At 66.1% G+C, this 14773-nt stretch carries 16 protein-coding genes and 1 tRNA gene; 7 read left to right on the top strand and 10 right to left on the bottom strand.

All coding sequences use genetic code 11. The features are described 5' to 3' along the window. The first annotated feature begins 134 nt into the window (after positions 1–134). From argJ to BUB20358_RS11620, 3 genes are read left to right on the top strand one after another with little or no spacing between them, the layout of a single operon-like run. A complete protein-coding gene (gene argJ, locus BUB20358_RS11630) occupies positions 135–1376 on the top strand; it encodes a bifunctional glutamate N-acetyltransferase/amino-acid acetyltransferase ArgJ (protein ID WP_035973097.1) in 1242 nt (413 codons plus the stop codon). Between the two features lie 19 nt (positions 1377–1395). Next, the gene (locus tag BUB20358_RS11625) at positions 1396–2265 is read left to right on the top strand and encodes an ATP-binding protein (protein ID WP_035973096.1); all 870 of its coding nucleotides are present in this window, start codon (positions 1396–1398) and stop codon (positions 2263–2265) included. After that, positions 2262–2711 carry an NUDIX domain-containing protein gene (locus BUB20358_RS11620; RefSeq protein WP_035973095.1) on the top strand — a complete coding sequence of 150 codons (450 nt, stop codon included), beginning with the start codon at positions 2262–2264 and terminating at the stop codon, positions 2709–2711. The genes BUB20358_RS11625 and BUB20358_RS11620 overlap by 4 nt, the downstream gene beginning before the upstream one ends. 65 nt (positions 2712–2776) lie before the next feature. Here BUB20358_RS11620 and BUB20358_RS11615 read toward each other — a convergent pair whose 3' ends face one another. From BUB20358_RS11615 to BUB20358_RS11575, 9 genes are all read right to left on the bottom strand, one after another. Then, complete coding sequence (locus BUB20358_RS11615; RefSeq protein ID WP_035973094.1) at positions 2777–2977, bottom strand: DNA gyrase inhibitor YacG; 201 nt, start codon at positions 2975–2977, stop codon at positions 2777–2779. A 28-nt stretch (positions 2978–3005) separates the two neighbouring features. Continuing rightward, complete coding sequence (gene zapD, locus BUB20358_RS11610; protein WP_035973093.1) at positions 3006–3761, bottom strand: cell division protein ZapD; 756 nt, start codon at positions 3759–3761, stop codon at positions 3006–3008. Between the two features lie 110 nt (positions 3762–3871). Beyond that, positions 3872–4480 (bottom strand): dephospho-CoA kinase, encoded by a 609-nt coding sequence (gene coaE / locus BUB20358_RS11605; protein WP_006765249.1) that lies wholly within the window; start codon positions 4478–4480, stop codon positions 3872–3874. A gap of 95 nt (positions 4481–4575) precedes the next feature. After that, a complete protein-coding gene (locus BUB20358_RS11600) occupies positions 4576–5487 on the bottom strand; it encodes a prepilin peptidase (protein ID WP_006765248.1) in 912 nt (303 codons plus the stop codon). 45 nt (positions 5488–5532) lie between these two features. After that, positions 5533–6747, bottom strand: coding sequence for a type II secretion system F family protein (locus tag BUB20358_RS11595; protein ID WP_035973091.1), 1215 nt, complete (start codon positions 6745–6747; stop codon positions 5533–5535). After that, positions 6744–8024 carry a GspE/PulE family protein gene (locus tag BUB20358_RS11590; protein WP_035973431.1) on the bottom strand — a complete coding sequence of 427 codons (1281 nt, stop codon included), beginning with the start codon at positions 8022–8024 and terminating at the stop codon, positions 6744–6746. The genes BUB20358_RS11595 and BUB20358_RS11590 overlap by 4 nt, the downstream gene beginning before the upstream one ends. 84 nt (positions 8025–8108) lie before the next feature. Next, the gene (locus tag BUB20358_RS11585; RefSeq protein WP_006765246.1) at positions 8109–9398 is read right to left on the bottom strand and encodes an HlyC/CorC family transporter; all 1290 of its coding nucleotides are present in this window, start codon (positions 9396–9398) and stop codon (positions 8109–8111) included. A gap of 140 nt (positions 9399–9538) precedes the next feature. Then, positions 9539–9615, bottom strand: a tRNA-Pro gene (locus BUB20358_RS11580). Between the two features lie 158 nt (positions 9616–9773). After that, on the bottom strand, positions 9774–10769 hold the full coding sequence (locus tag BUB20358_RS11575; protein ID WP_006765245.1) for a polyprenyl synthetase family protein: 996 nt from the start codon (positions 10767–10769) through the stop codon (positions 9774–9776). 209 nt (positions 10770–10978) lie between these two features. Here BUB20358_RS11575 and rplU point away from each other — a divergent pair, with 209 nt between their 5' ends. The 4 genes from rplU to proB all read left to right on the top strand — a co-directional run bounded on the left by rplU (position 10979) and on the right by proB (position 14072). Further along, positions 10979–11290: a 50S ribosomal protein L21 gene (rplU, locus tag BUB20358_RS11570; RefSeq protein WP_006025184.1), complete on the top strand. Its 312-nt coding sequence runs from the start codon at positions 10979–10981 to the stop codon at positions 11288–11290. Positions 11291–11314: 24 nt separating this feature from the next. After that, positions 11315–11578: a 50S ribosomal protein L27 gene (gene rpmA, locus BUB20358_RS11565; RefSeq protein ID WP_006400419.1), complete on the top strand. Its 264-nt coding sequence runs from the start codon at positions 11315–11317 to the stop codon at positions 11576–11578. Between the two features lie 185 nt (positions 11579–11763). Then, positions 11764–12876 carry an Obg family GTPase CgtA gene (gene cgtA / locus BUB20358_RS11560; protein ID WP_006765244.1) on the top strand — a complete coding sequence of 371 codons (1113 nt, stop codon included), beginning with the start codon at positions 11764–11766 and terminating at the stop codon, positions 12874–12876. Between the two features lie 77 nt (positions 12877–12953). Beyond that, entirely contained in the window at positions 12954–14072 is a 1119-nt protein-coding gene (gene proB / locus BUB20358_RS11555) for a glutamate 5-kinase (RefSeq protein WP_006765243.1), read from the top strand. A 90-nt stretch (positions 14073–14162) separates the two neighbouring features. Here the strand turns inward: proB and BUB20358_RS11550 are convergent, their stop codons facing one another. Further along, complete coding sequence (locus BUB20358_RS11550) at positions 14163–14720, bottom strand: CNP1-like family protein (RefSeq protein WP_035973088.1); 558 nt, start codon at positions 14718–14720, stop codon at positions 14163–14165. Positions 14721–14773: the final 53 nt, after the last annotated feature.

Here is a 14773-nt window from a genome sequence, read left to right as displayed (position 1 = left end):
GCGCGCGGCCCGCGTGCCGCTTCGTCCGCAGCTTCGTGCAGTGACGCGAGTTGCGGCGGCCCGCGCATGCGGCCGCCGTTTCTTCCAATCGATGCCGGCGCGTGCCGGCATTTTCCATCCGGCAGGTGTGCCCCATGGCTGTCAATTTTCCGTCGATCGATCCCGCCCAACTGCATCCCGTCGCCGGCGTCACGCTCGGCTGGGCGGAAGCGAACATCCGCAAGCCGAATCGCAAGGACGTGCTGGTCATTTCCGTCGATGAAGGCGCGACGGTCGCCGGCGTATTCACCGAAAACCGCTTCTGCGCCGCACCGGTGACCGTGTGCCGCGAGCATCTCGCGAAGGTGCGCGCCGGCGGCGCGGGCATTCGCGCACTGGTCGTGAATACGGGCAACGCGAACGCGGGCACCGGCGAGCCGGGCCTCGAGAACGCGCGCGAAACCTGCGTCGAACTCGCGCGCCTCGCGGGCATCGAGCCGGCGCAGGTGCTGCCGTTCTCGACCGGCGTGATCCTCGAGCCGCTGCCGGTCGACCGCCTGAAGGCCGGGCTGCCGGCCGCGCTCGCGAACCGCAGCGCCGCGAACTGGTACGACGCCGCACAGGCGATCATGACGACCGACACGCTGCCGAAGGCGACGTCGCGGCAGGTGACGATCGACGGCCATACGGTCACGTTGACCGGCATCAGCAAGGGTGCCGGCATGATCAAGCCGAACATGGCGACGATGCTTGGCTTCCTCGCGTTCGACGCGACGGTCGCGCAGCCGGTGCTCGACACGCTCGTGAAGGAGGTCGCCGATCGCTCGTTCAACTGCATCACGATCGACGGAGACACGTCGACGAACGACTCGTTCATGCTGATCGCATCGGGCAAGAGCGCGCTGCCGGCGATCACGTCGACCGATTCGCCGGCCTATGCGGCGCTGCGCGACGCGGTGACGCAAGTCGCACAGGTGCTGTCGCAGCTGATCGTGCGCGACGGCGAAGGCGCGACGAAGTTCATCACCGTGCAGGTCGAAGGCGGCCGCAGCGTCGCCGAATGCCGCCAGATCGCTTACGCGATCGGCCATTCGCCGCTCGTGAAAACGGCGTTCTACGCATCGGACCCCAACCTCGGCCGCATTCTGGCGGCGATCGGCTACGCGGGCGTCACGGATCTCGATGTCGGCAAGATCGACCTCTATCTCGACGACGTGCTCGTCGCGAAGGCGGGCGGCCGCAATCCGGCCTACCTGGAGGAAGACGGCCAGCGCGTGATGAAGCAGAGCGAAATCACGATCCGCGTGCTGCTCGGCCGCGGCGACGCGCAGGCAACGGTGTGGACGTGCGACCTGTCGCACGATTACGTGAGCATCAACGCGGATTACCGCTCCTGATCGGGAGCGCTCGAACGACATGGACAAACTCGAACAGTTTCTGACGCGCGCGGAAGCGCTGCTCGGCCGTCTCGAGGCGATGCTGCCGCCCGCACCGGCGGCCGTCGACTGGAACGCCGCACACGCGTTCCGCTGGCGCAAGCGCCAGGGGCGCGGTTATCTGCAGCCGGTGCCGGCCGCCTCGACGATCACGCTCGACGATCTGCACAACATCGATCGCCAGAAAGGGCTGATCGAGCAGAACACGCGGCAGTTCGTGCAGCGCAAGCCGGCGAACAACGTGCTGCTGACGGGCGCGCGCGGCACCGGCAAGTCGTCGCTGATCAAGGCGTGCCTGAATGCGTACGCAAGGGACGGCCTGCGCCTGATCGAAGTCGACAAGGACGACCTGCACGATCTCGGCGACATCGTCGAGTTGATCTCGCCGCGTCCCGAGCGGTTCATCGTGTTCTGTGACGATCTGTCGTTCGAAGACGGCGAATCGGGCTACAAGGCGCTGAAGGTTGCGCTGGACGGCTCGATCGCCGCGCAGTCGGACAACGTGCTGATCTATGCGACGTCGAACCGCCGTCACTTGCTGCCCGAATACATGAGCGACAACGAGTCGTACAAGCATCTGCCGGACGGCGAGATTCATCCGGGCGAAGTCGTCGAGGAGAAGATCTCGTTGTCGGAGCGCTTCGGGCTGTGGGTCAGCTTCTACCCGTTCAAGCAGGACGATTACCTCGACATCGTCGCGCACTGGCTGCGCCATTTCGGCTGCGCCGACGCGGAGATCGAGACCGCACGCGGCGACGCGCTCGTGTGGGCGCTCGAGCGCGGCTCGCGCTCGGGCCGCGTCGCTTGGCAGTTCGCACGCGACTGGTCCGGCCGCAAGGAGCAGGCATGAGCGCCGACGAGCTCGCACAGCCGCGCGACACGAACGCACCCGACGGCCGCAAGGTGACGGAAGTCGCGGTCGGCGTGATGGTGCAGCCGGACGGACGCTATCTGCTCGCGCAGCGGCTGCAGGGCAAGCCGTACGAAGGCTACTGGGAGTTTCCGGGCGGCAAGCTGGAAGCCGGGGAAAGCGTCGAGGATGCGCTCGCGCGCGAACTGCACGAGGAACTCGGCATCGTCGTCACGGCCAGCCACCGCTGGCATACGCTCGAGCACGATTATCCGCACGCATACGTGCGGCTCTATTTCTGCAAGGTGACGGGCTGGACGGGCGAGCCGCACAGCAAGGAAGGGCAGGCATTCGTGTGGCAGTCGCTTCCGGTCGACGTCGCGCCGTTGCTGCCGGCGGCGCTGCCGGTACTCGAACTGCTCGAGAAGGAAGCGGCGTCGCGCTGACGCCGTGGTGCGGCCGCGAGCAAATTGCGGCGGCCGTCATATCGCGGGCGGTAGCCGCGCGCTGTTCAGCTGTCGCGGCGGCCGTCCGTGCCGTCCTCTTCCGATGCGGGGCCCTCGTCCGACGTGCCGCCGATCCGGTACTTTTCGGCCGCCCACGCGCCGAGGTCCAGTTGTTTGCAGCGGGCCGAGCAGAACGGGCGGAATTGACTTTCAGGCGTCCAGCGCACTTCTGCGCCGCACGATGGGCATTTCACAACGGTCGTCATACGAAAGCATCAAACCGGCCCGCGGCCGTTACAGATTGCACAGTGTCAGTTGGAACGGCACGTCGATGTCCACCGCGCGCGGCCGTACGTCGCCGTCCTGCATCGTGAACCGCACCCACAGCATGTATTTGTTCGCGCTCGCTTCGGGGATCACGTGCAGCTCGGGCGCGACGCACACCTGCATCAGCTGATAGCTGCGGCCGGACAGCATCTGCTGATAGCTGCCCTGCATCGCCATGACCTTCGAAGCCTGACCCGATTCGCGTGCGAGGCGCAGCACGATCGCCGCAGCATCGCGCAACGGCAACAGCGGCATGATCCACTTCGCGATATCCTGACGCCGCTGCTCGGCCGGCCATTGCTGCCACGCGTAGTACGACGGCAGGTCGAACTTGCAGGTGCCGCCGGGAATCACCGCTCGGCTGCGAATGCTCGCGAGCCATTCGTTGTCGACGAGGTGCTGCCCGGTCTTGCCCTGCATTTGCGCGAGATTGGCAAGCGTCTGCTCGATCTCGCCGAGCACGGCTTCGAGCGCGTTCTGCTCGATGCCCGGGTTGCCGCGAAACGGGGCGAGCGTCTGACGCTGACGTTCGAGCTCCTTCATCAGATCCGACTTCAGATCCGCGCGGCCCGTCACCTCGGCGATTTCGAACAGCGTCGTCAGCGCGACGTGGTGCTCACGCGGGTCCTCTTGAGCCAAAAAGAACGTGAAGCGCTCGAACAAGTCTTCGAGGCGCAACAGCGTGCGAATTCGCTCGTTGAACGGATACTCGTAAAGAATCAAGCGCGCTCGCCTCTCGGGGTAGGGATTCAGACAATTCAGGACATTCTAATGCTCGCGCTCTACCCTAGCAACGCGCCAATTTCGTACGCCATCACGATGATGCGGTGCGCTCAGCGCGCGGCGGCGGCAAGCCCGAGATACCGTTGGTGCAGTGCATCGACCTGCGCGGCGAGCGTGTCGGGTGTCGTCGCGTCGTTGACGATCACGTCGTCGGCCGCGGCGAGCCGCGCTTCGCGCGTCGCCTGTCTCGCGATGATCGCCTCGACTTGCTCGCGCGTGAATCCGTTGCGGCGCATCACGCGCTCGATCTGGGTTTCCACCGCGCAGTCGACGACGAGCACGCGGTCGGTGCGCGCCTTCCAGGTGCCGGACTCGACGAGCAGCGGCACGACGAACATCACGTACGCTCCCTGCGCTTCGCGGGCCTCGCGCTCGGTCTCGGCCCGGATCAGCGGGTGTGTGATCGCTTCGAGGCGCCGGCGGGCGTCGTCGTTGCTGAAAATCAGTGCGCGCATCCTGGCGCGCTCGAGCGAGCCGTCGGGCGCGACGAAGCCGCGGCCGAACGCTTGCTCGATCGCCGGCATCGCGAGGCCGCCCGGCGCGGTGATTCGGTGCGCGATCAGGTCGGTGTCGACGATCGACGCGCCGCGCACGCCGAACAGGTCTGCGACGGTCGTCTTGCCGCTGCCGATGCCGCCGGTGAGTCCGATCGAAAACATGTCAGCCTCCGCTCACCGCGGCAACCAAACGGAATGCTTCGTCGGTGTGCGGTGGGCACTGCAGCGGGCACTGTGTATACGGGTGGCGTTTCATGTCACGTGCCGAGCGCCAGATAGAAAGGGGTCCCGAAAAACAGCGTCGCCACGCCGCCGGCGGCGAGGAACGGGCCGAACGGGATCGGTTCCTCGAAGCGCATGCGGCCCCGCCACATCGCGACGAGGCCGACGATTGCACCGGTGACCGCGGCGAACAGCACGACTTGCGGCAGCGCAGCCCAGCCCATCCACGCGCCGAGCGCGGCGAGCAGCTTCAGATCGCCGAAGCCGATGCCCTCGATGCCGCGCAGCCATTTGAATAGCCAGTAGATCGCCCACAGGAACAGATAGCCCGCCATCGCGCCGATCACGGCCGAACGCAGCGACGTGAACGTGCCGCCGAGGTTCGCGGCGAGCCCGGCCCAGAGCAGCGGCAGCGTCATCGAGTCGGGCAGATAGCTGGTCCGGATGTCGATTGCGCTCATTGCGAGCAGCGCCGCGCACAGACCGAACGCAGCGAGCGCGGCAACGGTCGGGCCGAACACCGCGAGCGAGCCGGCTGCGAGCAGCGCCGCGGCGATCTCGACAAGCGGATAGCTCGCCCCGATCGTGTGTCCACATTGCCGGCAGCGTCCGCGCAGTGCCACGTAGCTGACGACCGGGATGTTCTCCCACGCGCGCAGCACATGACCGCAATGCGGGCATGCGCTTCGCGGTCGCCAAAGATCGTAGCGCGGCGGATAACCGTCATCCGGGACGGCGGCCTCGTTGCCGGTGGCTTCCGCGATTTCCGCCTGCCATGCGCGGTTCATCATCACGGGCACGCGGTGCACGACCACGTTCAGAAAGCTGCCGACGCACAGGCCGAGCACGACGGCGAACGCATACTGCGCGGCGGGCGGCAGCATCGCGAGCGCGACGAGCACGCTCTCGGGCGATTCGAAAACGGCGGACAGCGGCGCGGACGTCATGAGGCTCCGGTTCAGGCTTAAAAGGCGACAGAATCGGTTGCGATGCTACACCACGTTGCCCAATTGAAGGATGGGCAGATACATCGCGATTACGAGTCCGCCGACCAGTGCGCCCAATACGATCACGATCAGCGGCTCCCCGAGCGCGGCGAGTGCATCGAGGTGTGCGTCGAGCTGCCGTTCGCATAGCGCGGCGATGTCGGCAAGCATCGTGTCGAGCGTGCCGGTTTCCTCGGCGACGGCGATCGGCTGTACGACGTCGTCCGGGAAGCAGCCCGCCGCATGCATTGCGTCGGCCAGCCGCGCACCGCGCAGTACGCGTGCCGCAATCTGCGCAGTGGCCTGCTCGAACACCGGATGACCGGCCGCGCGCTCGAGCGTCGTGAATGCATCGGCGAGCGGTACGCCGGCGCCCAGCAGCGTGGCGAGCGAGCGGCACCAGCGTGCGGCGGCGAACCGCGCGAGTGCGCTGCCGACGAGCGGTGCGCCGAGCAAGCGTCGCGCGAACGCGTAGCGCAGCGGCGGCGAGCGCCGCAGTGCATGATGCGTGCCAAGCGCTGCCGCCGCGGCGCCCGCAGCGAATGCGCCGCCCCACGCCGACGTCGCGGACGACAGCGCGAGCAGCGCGCGCGTCGGCGCCGGCAGTTCGGCGCCGAATCCGTCGAAGATCTGGCGGAACGTCGGTACGACCCACACCATCAACGCGGCCGAGATCGCGAGCGCGAACAGGATGACGGCCGCCGGATACGCGAGCGCCGCGCGCAGCTTGCGCCATTGCGCATCCGCACGCTCGCGATGCTCCGCGACGCGCGTCAGCACGGTGCCGAGCGAACCCGAGGCTTCGCCGACCTCGATCAGCTGCCGATACAGCGTGCCGAACTGCGACGGATAACGCGCCAACGCGGCGGCAAAGCGCTGGCCGCCGACGATTTCGCGCGCGAGGCCCGCGGCGATCCGCGGCAGGCCGTCGCTCGTCCGAGTGCGCGCGAGCATCTCGAGCGACGGCGCGAGCGGCAATCCGGCCTGCAGCAGGCTCGCGAGCTGGCGCGTGAAGCGCGTGACGTCCCGCGTATCGGCCGCCGGCGGTCGGGCCGGCCCGCGCGCATCGAGCGACAGTACCGCGATGCCGTCGCGTGCGAGGGCCGCGCGCGCCGCCGCCGCGTCGAACGCGACGACGGTTCCGCGGCGCGGTGTGCCGTCCCGTGAGCGGCCGCGCCATGCGAAGCGGGTTTCGCGCGTGGGCGTGCGCATGGCGGTCATGCGTCCGGTGTCGCGGCGATGGCCTCCGCGACGCTCGTCGTGCCGTCGCGAACGTGCGCGAGCGCCGCATCGCGCAGACTGCGCATGCCGTCCGCTGCCGCGCATCGTTCAAGTTCGCCCACGCTCGCCCGCGCAACGATGCGTTCGGCGAGTGCGGGCGAAACCGGCATCGTCTGATGCAGACCGATGCGGCCTCGATAACCGATTCCATGACAAGCGGGACAGCCGCGCGGCACGTACGGTCGCCAGCCGGACTCGAGCGCCGCCGGGTCGCATCCGGCTTCGCGCAGCAACTGCGCCGACGCGTCCGAGCGTACGCGGCATGCGCCGCACAGCCGCCGAACGAGGCGCTGCGCGGTGACGAGCCGCAACGCGGCCGCAAGGTTGTACGGCGCGACGCCGATGTCGAGCAGCCGCGCGACGGCCGCCGGCGCGTCGTTCGTGTGCAGCGTCGACAGCACGAGGTGCCCGGTCTGTGCGGCCTTGATCGCGACGTCGGCCGTTTCCGCATCGCGGATTTCGCCGACCATGATCACGTCCGGATCCTGTCGCAGCAGCGCACGCAGCGCGGTCGCGAACGTGAGCCCGGCCTTCTCGGCGACGCCGACCTGGTTGATGCCGTCGAGCTGGATTTCGGCCGGATCTTCGACCGTGCAGACGTTGTGCGCGTCGCGATCGAGCATCTGCAATGCGCAGTAGAGCGACAAGGTCTTGCCGCTGCCGGTCGGCCCCGTCACGAGCACGAGCCCGTGCGGCGCGCGGATGGCGGTCTCCATCGCCGCGGCCTGCTGCGCATCGAAGCCCAGTCGCGTGAGCGTCAGGTCGTGCGGCAGCGTTTCGAGGCGGCGCAGCACGAGCTTTTCGCCGAATAGCGTCGGCAGCGAACTGACTCGATAGTCGCCTCGCGTACCGCTGTCGACCGCGATGCGCAGCCGCCCGTCCTGCGGAAGCCGGCGCTCGGCAATGTCCATGCGCGCGAGTACCTTGATGCGCGTCACGAGGGCGTCGCGCAGATGAGCGGGCGGCCGCATATGCTCGTGCAGCACGCCGTCGATGCGCAGGCGGATGCGCCAGCCGACGTCGAACGGTTCGATATGGATATCGGACGCATCGCGTACGCGAGCCGCGTGCAGCGTGTCCGTCAGCAGCCGCACGGCGGGCGAATCGTCGAGCTGCGCAGCATCGAGCGAACGCCGCGCGGTGGCCGGCGCCGCATCGGACAGCGATGGCGGCGGGCGGTGCATGCGCGGCGGCGGCGCGGAAGAAGGGAAGTTCATGTGAGCCGGCGCGTCGGCCGCGCGTTGATCCGTGACCTGCAGATGGTCGCGCATCGCGGCCGGCGCCGGCAGTCGGCCGTTCGGCTAGCGCGCCGCGGCGCGCGCGCGCGCGCCGCGCGGCTTGAACAGCTTGACGGTGCGTACCGCCTGATCGTCGCTGCGCATCACTTCGAGCATCACGTCGCCGATTTTCAGGCACACGTCGCCTTCCGGAATCTCCTCGAGGATCTCGAGGATCAGGCCGTTCAGCGTCTTCGGCCCGTCGGTCGGCAGCTTCAGGTGCAGCCAGCGGTTCAGTTCGCGCAGCGGCATGCTGGCCGCCACGATGCATTCGCCGTTGTCGTCCCAGCCGCCCGCACGTTCGCTGCGCGGCATCGACGTCGTGAATTCGCCGATCAGCTCCTCGATGATGTCTTCCGGCGTCACGAGGCCTTCGAGCTCCCCGTACTCGTTGACGACGAGCGCGGTGCGTTGCCGGCTTTCCTGAAAATACTGCAGTTGCTGAACGACCGGCGTGCCGGACGGCACGTAATACGGCTCGGCGAGCAGCGCGCGCAGCGTTTCGCGATCGAATTCCTGGTTGTGCAACGCGGTGAGCGTCTTGCGTACGTGCAGCACGCCGAGCACCTTGTCGATATCGCCTTCATAGACGATCAGACGGTTGTGATAGCAGGTTTCGAGCTGATGCAGGATGTCGTCGAGCGGCGCGTAGAAGTTCAGCGACTCGATCTGGCGGCGCGGCACCATCACGTCGTCGACGGTAATGTTCTCGAGGTCGAACAGATTCAGCAGGATGCTGCGGTGCTTGGTCGGCATGAAGCTGCTCGACTCGAGCACGATCGCCCGCAGCTCGTCGGCCGACATGCGCTGATCGCGACCCTTCTTCGTGTTGATGCGCAACACCCACAGCACGCCGTTCGCGAGCGCGTTGACGAACCAGACGACCGGCTTGAACACGCGCATCAGCGGCGCGATCACGAGGCTCGCGGGCAGCGCGATGCGCTCGGGAAACGTCGCGCCGACGATCTTCGGCGCGATTTCGGCGAATACGATGATCAGGAACGCGACGATGCCGGTCGCGATCGACAGCGCGAGATTGTTACGGCCGAACGTATGGAGCGCGATCGACGTCGTGAGCACCGGAATGATCGTGTTGAACAGGTTGTTGCCGATCAGGATCACGCTGAGCAGCAAGTCGGTGCGAGTAAGGAGGCCCTGCGCGGTTTTTGCGCCGAGCGCGCCCTGACCGGCGAGATGCTTCAGCCGATGACGGTTGAGCGCCATCATCGCGGTCTCGGAAATCGAAAAGAAGCTGGAACAGAGGAGAAGCAGGAAGACGGCGCCGATTTGCGCCCATAAGGGAATTTGGTCCACGCGGCGGAAAGGGAGTGAAGGACAGGGATGGAGCGAATATAGCAGAGGCCGGCGGCCGCGATGTGTCGTGCGCGGCACGTGTCGACAGCGTGTACGGGCAAAAAAAAACCGTGCACGGCGTGCACGGTTTTTTGCAAATCTGGTCGGGGTGAGAGGATTCGAACCTCCGGCCTCTACGTCCCGAACGTAGCGCTCTACCAGGCTAAGCTACACCCCGATTTGGACTCGGACGATTTCACGATCTTCTTGAAGACTGCTGCGTCGTCGAGCAAGAACATAACTATAGCGGCGTTTCTTCGAAAATGGAATACCTCGGCGAAGAAATTTTTCGGGGCAGGTCGCCGCCGGGCGTTCGTACCGAACGCGCGCGGCGCATTACGACTGCCGCGACGTCGAATACGAGCACAATCCGAGCAGGCTTTCCTTATAGATCGAATCGGGGAACGCGGCGATTGCCGCAGCTGCGGCCTGGGCTTCCTGCCGTGCGCATTCGAGCGTGTGATCCAGCGCTCCCGAGCGCGTGATCGCATCGAAAATCGTGTCGAAGCGATCGGTGCCGCCCTGTTCGATCGCCTCGCGCGCAAGCGCCGACTGTTCCGGCGTGCCGCGTTCGATCAGATAGATGAGCGGCAGCGTCGGCTTGCCTTCGCGCAGGTCGTCGCCGGCGTTCTTGCCCATTGCCTCGGCGGTGCCTGCGTAATCGAGCCAGTCGTCCATGATCTGGAACGCGGTGCCGATCCGGCGACCGTATTCGGCCGCCGCCGCTTCGGTCGGCGCGTCCGCGCCTGCGAGCACCGCGCCGAGCCGGGCCGACGCTTCGAACAGCTTCGCCGTCTTGTAGCGGATCACCTGCATGTAGCGCGTTTCGTCGACGTCGGCGTCGTGCATGTTCAGCAGTTGCAGCACTTCGCCTTCGGAGATGATCGTCGTCGCTTCGGACAGGATCTCCATCACGCGCATCTTGCCGACGCCGACCATCATCTCGAACGATCGCGAATACAGATAGTCGCCTACCAGCACGCTGGCCGCATTGCCGAACAGCGCATTGGCCGTCTGGCGACCGCGCCGCAATTCGGATTCGTCGACGACGTCGTCGTGCAGCAGCGTCGCCGTATGAATGAACTCGACGACCGCGGCGAGCACGTGCCGCTGATGAGACGTTTCGCCGAGCGCGCCGGCGACCAGCAGCAACAATGCCGGACGCAGCCGCTTGCCGCCCGCGCCGATGATGTATTCGGCGATCTGGTTGATCAGCAGCACGTCCGACGCGAGGCTTTGCCGAATGACGCGATTCACCTGCTCCATGTCGCTGGCGATCGGGGCGAGCAGATGGGCGGCGCTGAGGGTGGGGGAGGCGGTGGACGACGACATGATGATGGAATTGGGTGATGCCGCGGATTATAAGTCGAATCGGCGATATCCCGGTCTGTCGGACGTGCCCGGGCCGCGATTTTGGCCGTTCGGCCGAAGCGCGCATCCGGCAATCGCGGATCGGCTTTGACTTCGATGCTAACCCTCTGTATAATCACGTGTTTTCCGCGCGTGGTGTGCGGAAAAATGGATCCAGAGTGAGGTTCTCAATGTACGCGGTCATAAAAACCGGCGGCAAGCAGTACAAGGTTGCCGTTGGCGAAAAACTCAAAGTAGAACAGATACCGGCTGACATTGACGCTGAAATCACGCTCGACCAGGTTCTCGCAGTGGGCGAAGGCGAATCGATTAAGTTCGGTACGCCGCTGGTCAGTGGGGCTTCCGTCAAGGCCACCGTCGTGTCGCACGGTCGTCACGCCAAGGTCACCATCTTCAAGATGCGTCGCCGGAAGCACTACCAAAAGCACGGCGGCCACCGCCAGAACTACACTGAGCTGCGCATCGACGCGATCAACGCGTAAGCGCCTCGGTAAAGGAGCAATCAGATGGCACACAAAAAGGCAGGCGGCTCGTCCCGGAACGGCCGCGACTCCGAGTCGAAACGTCTCGGCGTGAAGGTGTACGGCGGCCAAGCGATCAACGCAGGCGGCATCATCGTGCGTCAGCGCGGCACGCGCATGCACGCTGGCGAGAACGTCGGCATGGGCAAGGATCACACCCTGTTCGCGCTGGTCGACGGTCACGTGAAGTTCGCGACGAAGGGCGCGGACAAGAAGCATACGGTCATCGTCGTCCCGGCAGCTGCCTGAATTCAGGCATCCCGGGCTTCGTAGCCGAAAGGCCCCGCAGTCTACGCGGGGCCTTTTTTATTTGGTCGTCGCACGCATGTGCGTGGCGGCGGCCGCCGCGTATCCGGCGAACGATGGCCGAATGGCCGATTGTTCAAGCTCGCCGGCGCGCGGCACAATAGCGGAAATACTGGACGGAGTAACGAATGAAGTTCATTGACGAAGCACGAATCGAAGTCATCGCCGGAGATGGAGGTGATGGCAGCGCGTCGATGCGCCGCGAGAAATTCGTTCCGTTCGGCGGGCCGGACGGCGGCGACGGCGGCCGGGGCGGCAGCGTCTATGCGATTGCCGATCGCAACATCAACACGCTGATCGACTACCGTTACGCGAAGAAGCATCTCGCGCGCAACGGCGAAAATGGCCGCGGCTCCGATTGCTACGGCAGGGGCGGCGACGACATCACGCTGCGCATGCCGGTCGGCACGGTCATTACCGACATGGACACCGGCGAACTGATCGCCGATCTCACCGAGCACGGCCAGCAGGTGATGCTCGCGAAAGGCGGCGCCGGCGGCCTCGGCAACCTGCATTTCAAGTCGAGCACGAACCGTGCGCCGCGGCAGAAGACCGACGGAAAGCCGGGCGAGCGGCGCATGCTGAAGCTCGAACTGAAGGTGCTCGCCGATGTCGGGCTGCTCGGCATGCCGAACGCGGGCAAGTCGACGTTCATTTCGTCGGTGTCGAACGCGAAGCCGAAGATCGCCGACTATCCGTTCACGACGCTCGCGCCGAATCTCGGCGTCGTTCGTGTCGGCCCGAGCAAGAGCTTCGTGATCGCCGATATCCCCGGCCTCATCGAAGGTGCCGCCGAAGGCGCGGGTCTCGGCCACCAGTTCCTGCGGCATCTGCAGCGCACGGGCCTGCTGCTGCATCTGGTCGACCTCGCGCCGTTCGACGAGGGTGTCGATCCGGTTGCCGAAGCGACGGCGATCGTCGGAGAACTGCGCAAATACGACGAAGCGCTCTACGACAAGCCGCGCTGGCTCGTGCTGAACAAGCTCGACATGGTGCCGGACGACGAACGCGAAGCGCGCGTCGCCGATTTCCTCGAGCGCTTCGGCTGGGACGGCCCCGTATTCGAAATATCGGCGCTCACCGGCCAGGGCTGCGAAGCGCTGTGCTATGCGATCTACGACTACCTGGCCGAGCATTCGGACGCGCATCGCGCGGCCGAGGAGGAAGATCTCGCGGCTGACGTGCGCTTCCGCGACACGCCGCCTGTCGACGACGGGGCGGCGCCCGGCGGCGGTGCGTGAGCGGCTGCGGAACGCGCCGGACGAGCGGTCTGGCGCACTGAATTTTCAATCGCGCATCACACAGGAGACAGCGCACGATGCGTTCGATCATCGCGGATTCGAAGCGATTGGTGGTGAAGGTGGGCTCCAGCCTCGTAACCAACGACGGCAAAGGGCTCGATCATGCTGCGATCGGCCGCTGGGCTGCGCAGATTGCCGCGCTGCGCGCCCAAGGCAAGGAAGTCGTGCTCGTCAGCTCGGGCGCCATCGCGGAAGGGATGCAGCGGCTCGGCTGGAGCAAGCGGCCGCGTGAGATCGACGAACTGCAGGCCGCTGCAGCAGTCGGTCAGATGGGCCTCGCGCAGGTCTACGAAAGCCGTTTCTCCGAGCACGACATCCGTACCGCGCAGATCCTGCTCACGCATGCCGATCTCGCCGACCGCGAACGCTACCTCAATGCGCGCTCGACGCTGCTTACGCTGCTGCGGCTCGGCGTCGTGCCGATCATCAACGAGAACGACACGGTCGTCACCGACGAGATCAAGTTCGGCGACAACGACACGCTCGGCGCGCTCGTCGCGAATCTGATCGAAGGCGATGCGCTGATCATCCTGACCGACCAGTCCGGGCTGTTCACCGCCGATCCGCGCAAGGATCCGAACGCGACGCTCGTTGAGCAGGCCAATGCGGGCGCACCCGAGCTGGAGGCGATGGCGGGCGGTGCGGGCTCGAGCCTCGGCCGCGGCGGGATGCTGACGAAGATCCTCGCAGCGAAGCGTGCTGCGCACAGCGGCGCGAACACGGTGATCGCGAGCGGCCGGGAGGCCGACGTGCTCGTGCGGCTGGCGGCAGGCGAGGCGATCGGCACACAGCTGATCGCGCGCACCGCGCGGATGGCCGCGCGCAAGCAATGGATGGCCGATCACCTGCAGGTGCGCGGCCACGTCGTCATCGACGCCGGCGCGGTCGAGAAACTGACGGCCGGAGGCAAAAGCCTGCTGCCGATCGGCGTGACGGACGTGCAAGGCGTGTTCGCGCGCGGCGAGGTGATCGCGTGCGTCGGGCCGGACGGCCGCGAAGTCGCGCGCGGCCTCACGAACTACAGCAGCGCGGAGTCGAAGCTGATTCAGCGCAAACCGAGCGGCGAGATCGAGACCGTGCTCGGCTATATGCTCGAGCCGGAGTTGATCCATCGCGACAACCTCGTGCTCGTGTGAGCCGCCGGTGTCGTGCCGGTCGACGACAAAAAAGCCCGCACGATGCGGGCTTTTTTGTCGCATGCAGCGCGAATGATCCGCGCCGCGACGTCAACGCAGCTGACTCATCGCGGTGCGATGGAACCGGATGTTTTCCAGAATCTGCTGCGTCGTACCCTGCGGCATCTTGTTCGCGCAGAAGTAGTCCTGGTACAGCGCCGCGTGATATGCGTTCAGTTCGCCGTTTTCGATGCGCCGCCAGTCGTTCTCGACCGTGCGATCCCAGCCGTCGTGGTCGGAATTCAGCCCCGCATACTGACGCCATTCGTACGTATCGCAACGAATGCCCTCGTAGATCACGTTGCGCGCGCCCGCCGGGCTCGTGACGACGACCGTATAGCGCACGACGCCGTCGCTGCCCACTGCAAGCGACTTCGCATCGACGAAAAACTTGAGCGGCGTGTTCTGCGACACGTTGAACGGCAGCAAATCGCCGGGCTGCGGCAGCGGAGGCAGCGTATCGACGGCGTTTTCCTTCCACGTGCCCTGACGATCGAGCAGATACACGAACGCGCTGTCATCCTTGTTCGTCGGCGCCTTCGAATTCGCGCAGCCGGCCAGGGCGGCCGCCGCTGCGATCGATGCGAGCGCGAGAGCAATCGCTTTCAATATGCATTCCTCGTAAAAAAAGGGCGCGACACCAAGGTCGCGCCCGGTCTTGC

This window comes from Burkholderia dolosa, from assembly GCF_902499135.1.
GTDB classification, from domain to species: Bacteria; Pseudomonadota; Gammaproteobacteria; order Burkholderiales; family Burkholderiaceae; genus Burkholderia; species Burkholderia dolosa.
The sequence above is the reverse complement of the archived record's forward strand: the minus strand, read 5'-3'. Positions and strand labels throughout refer to the sequence as shown.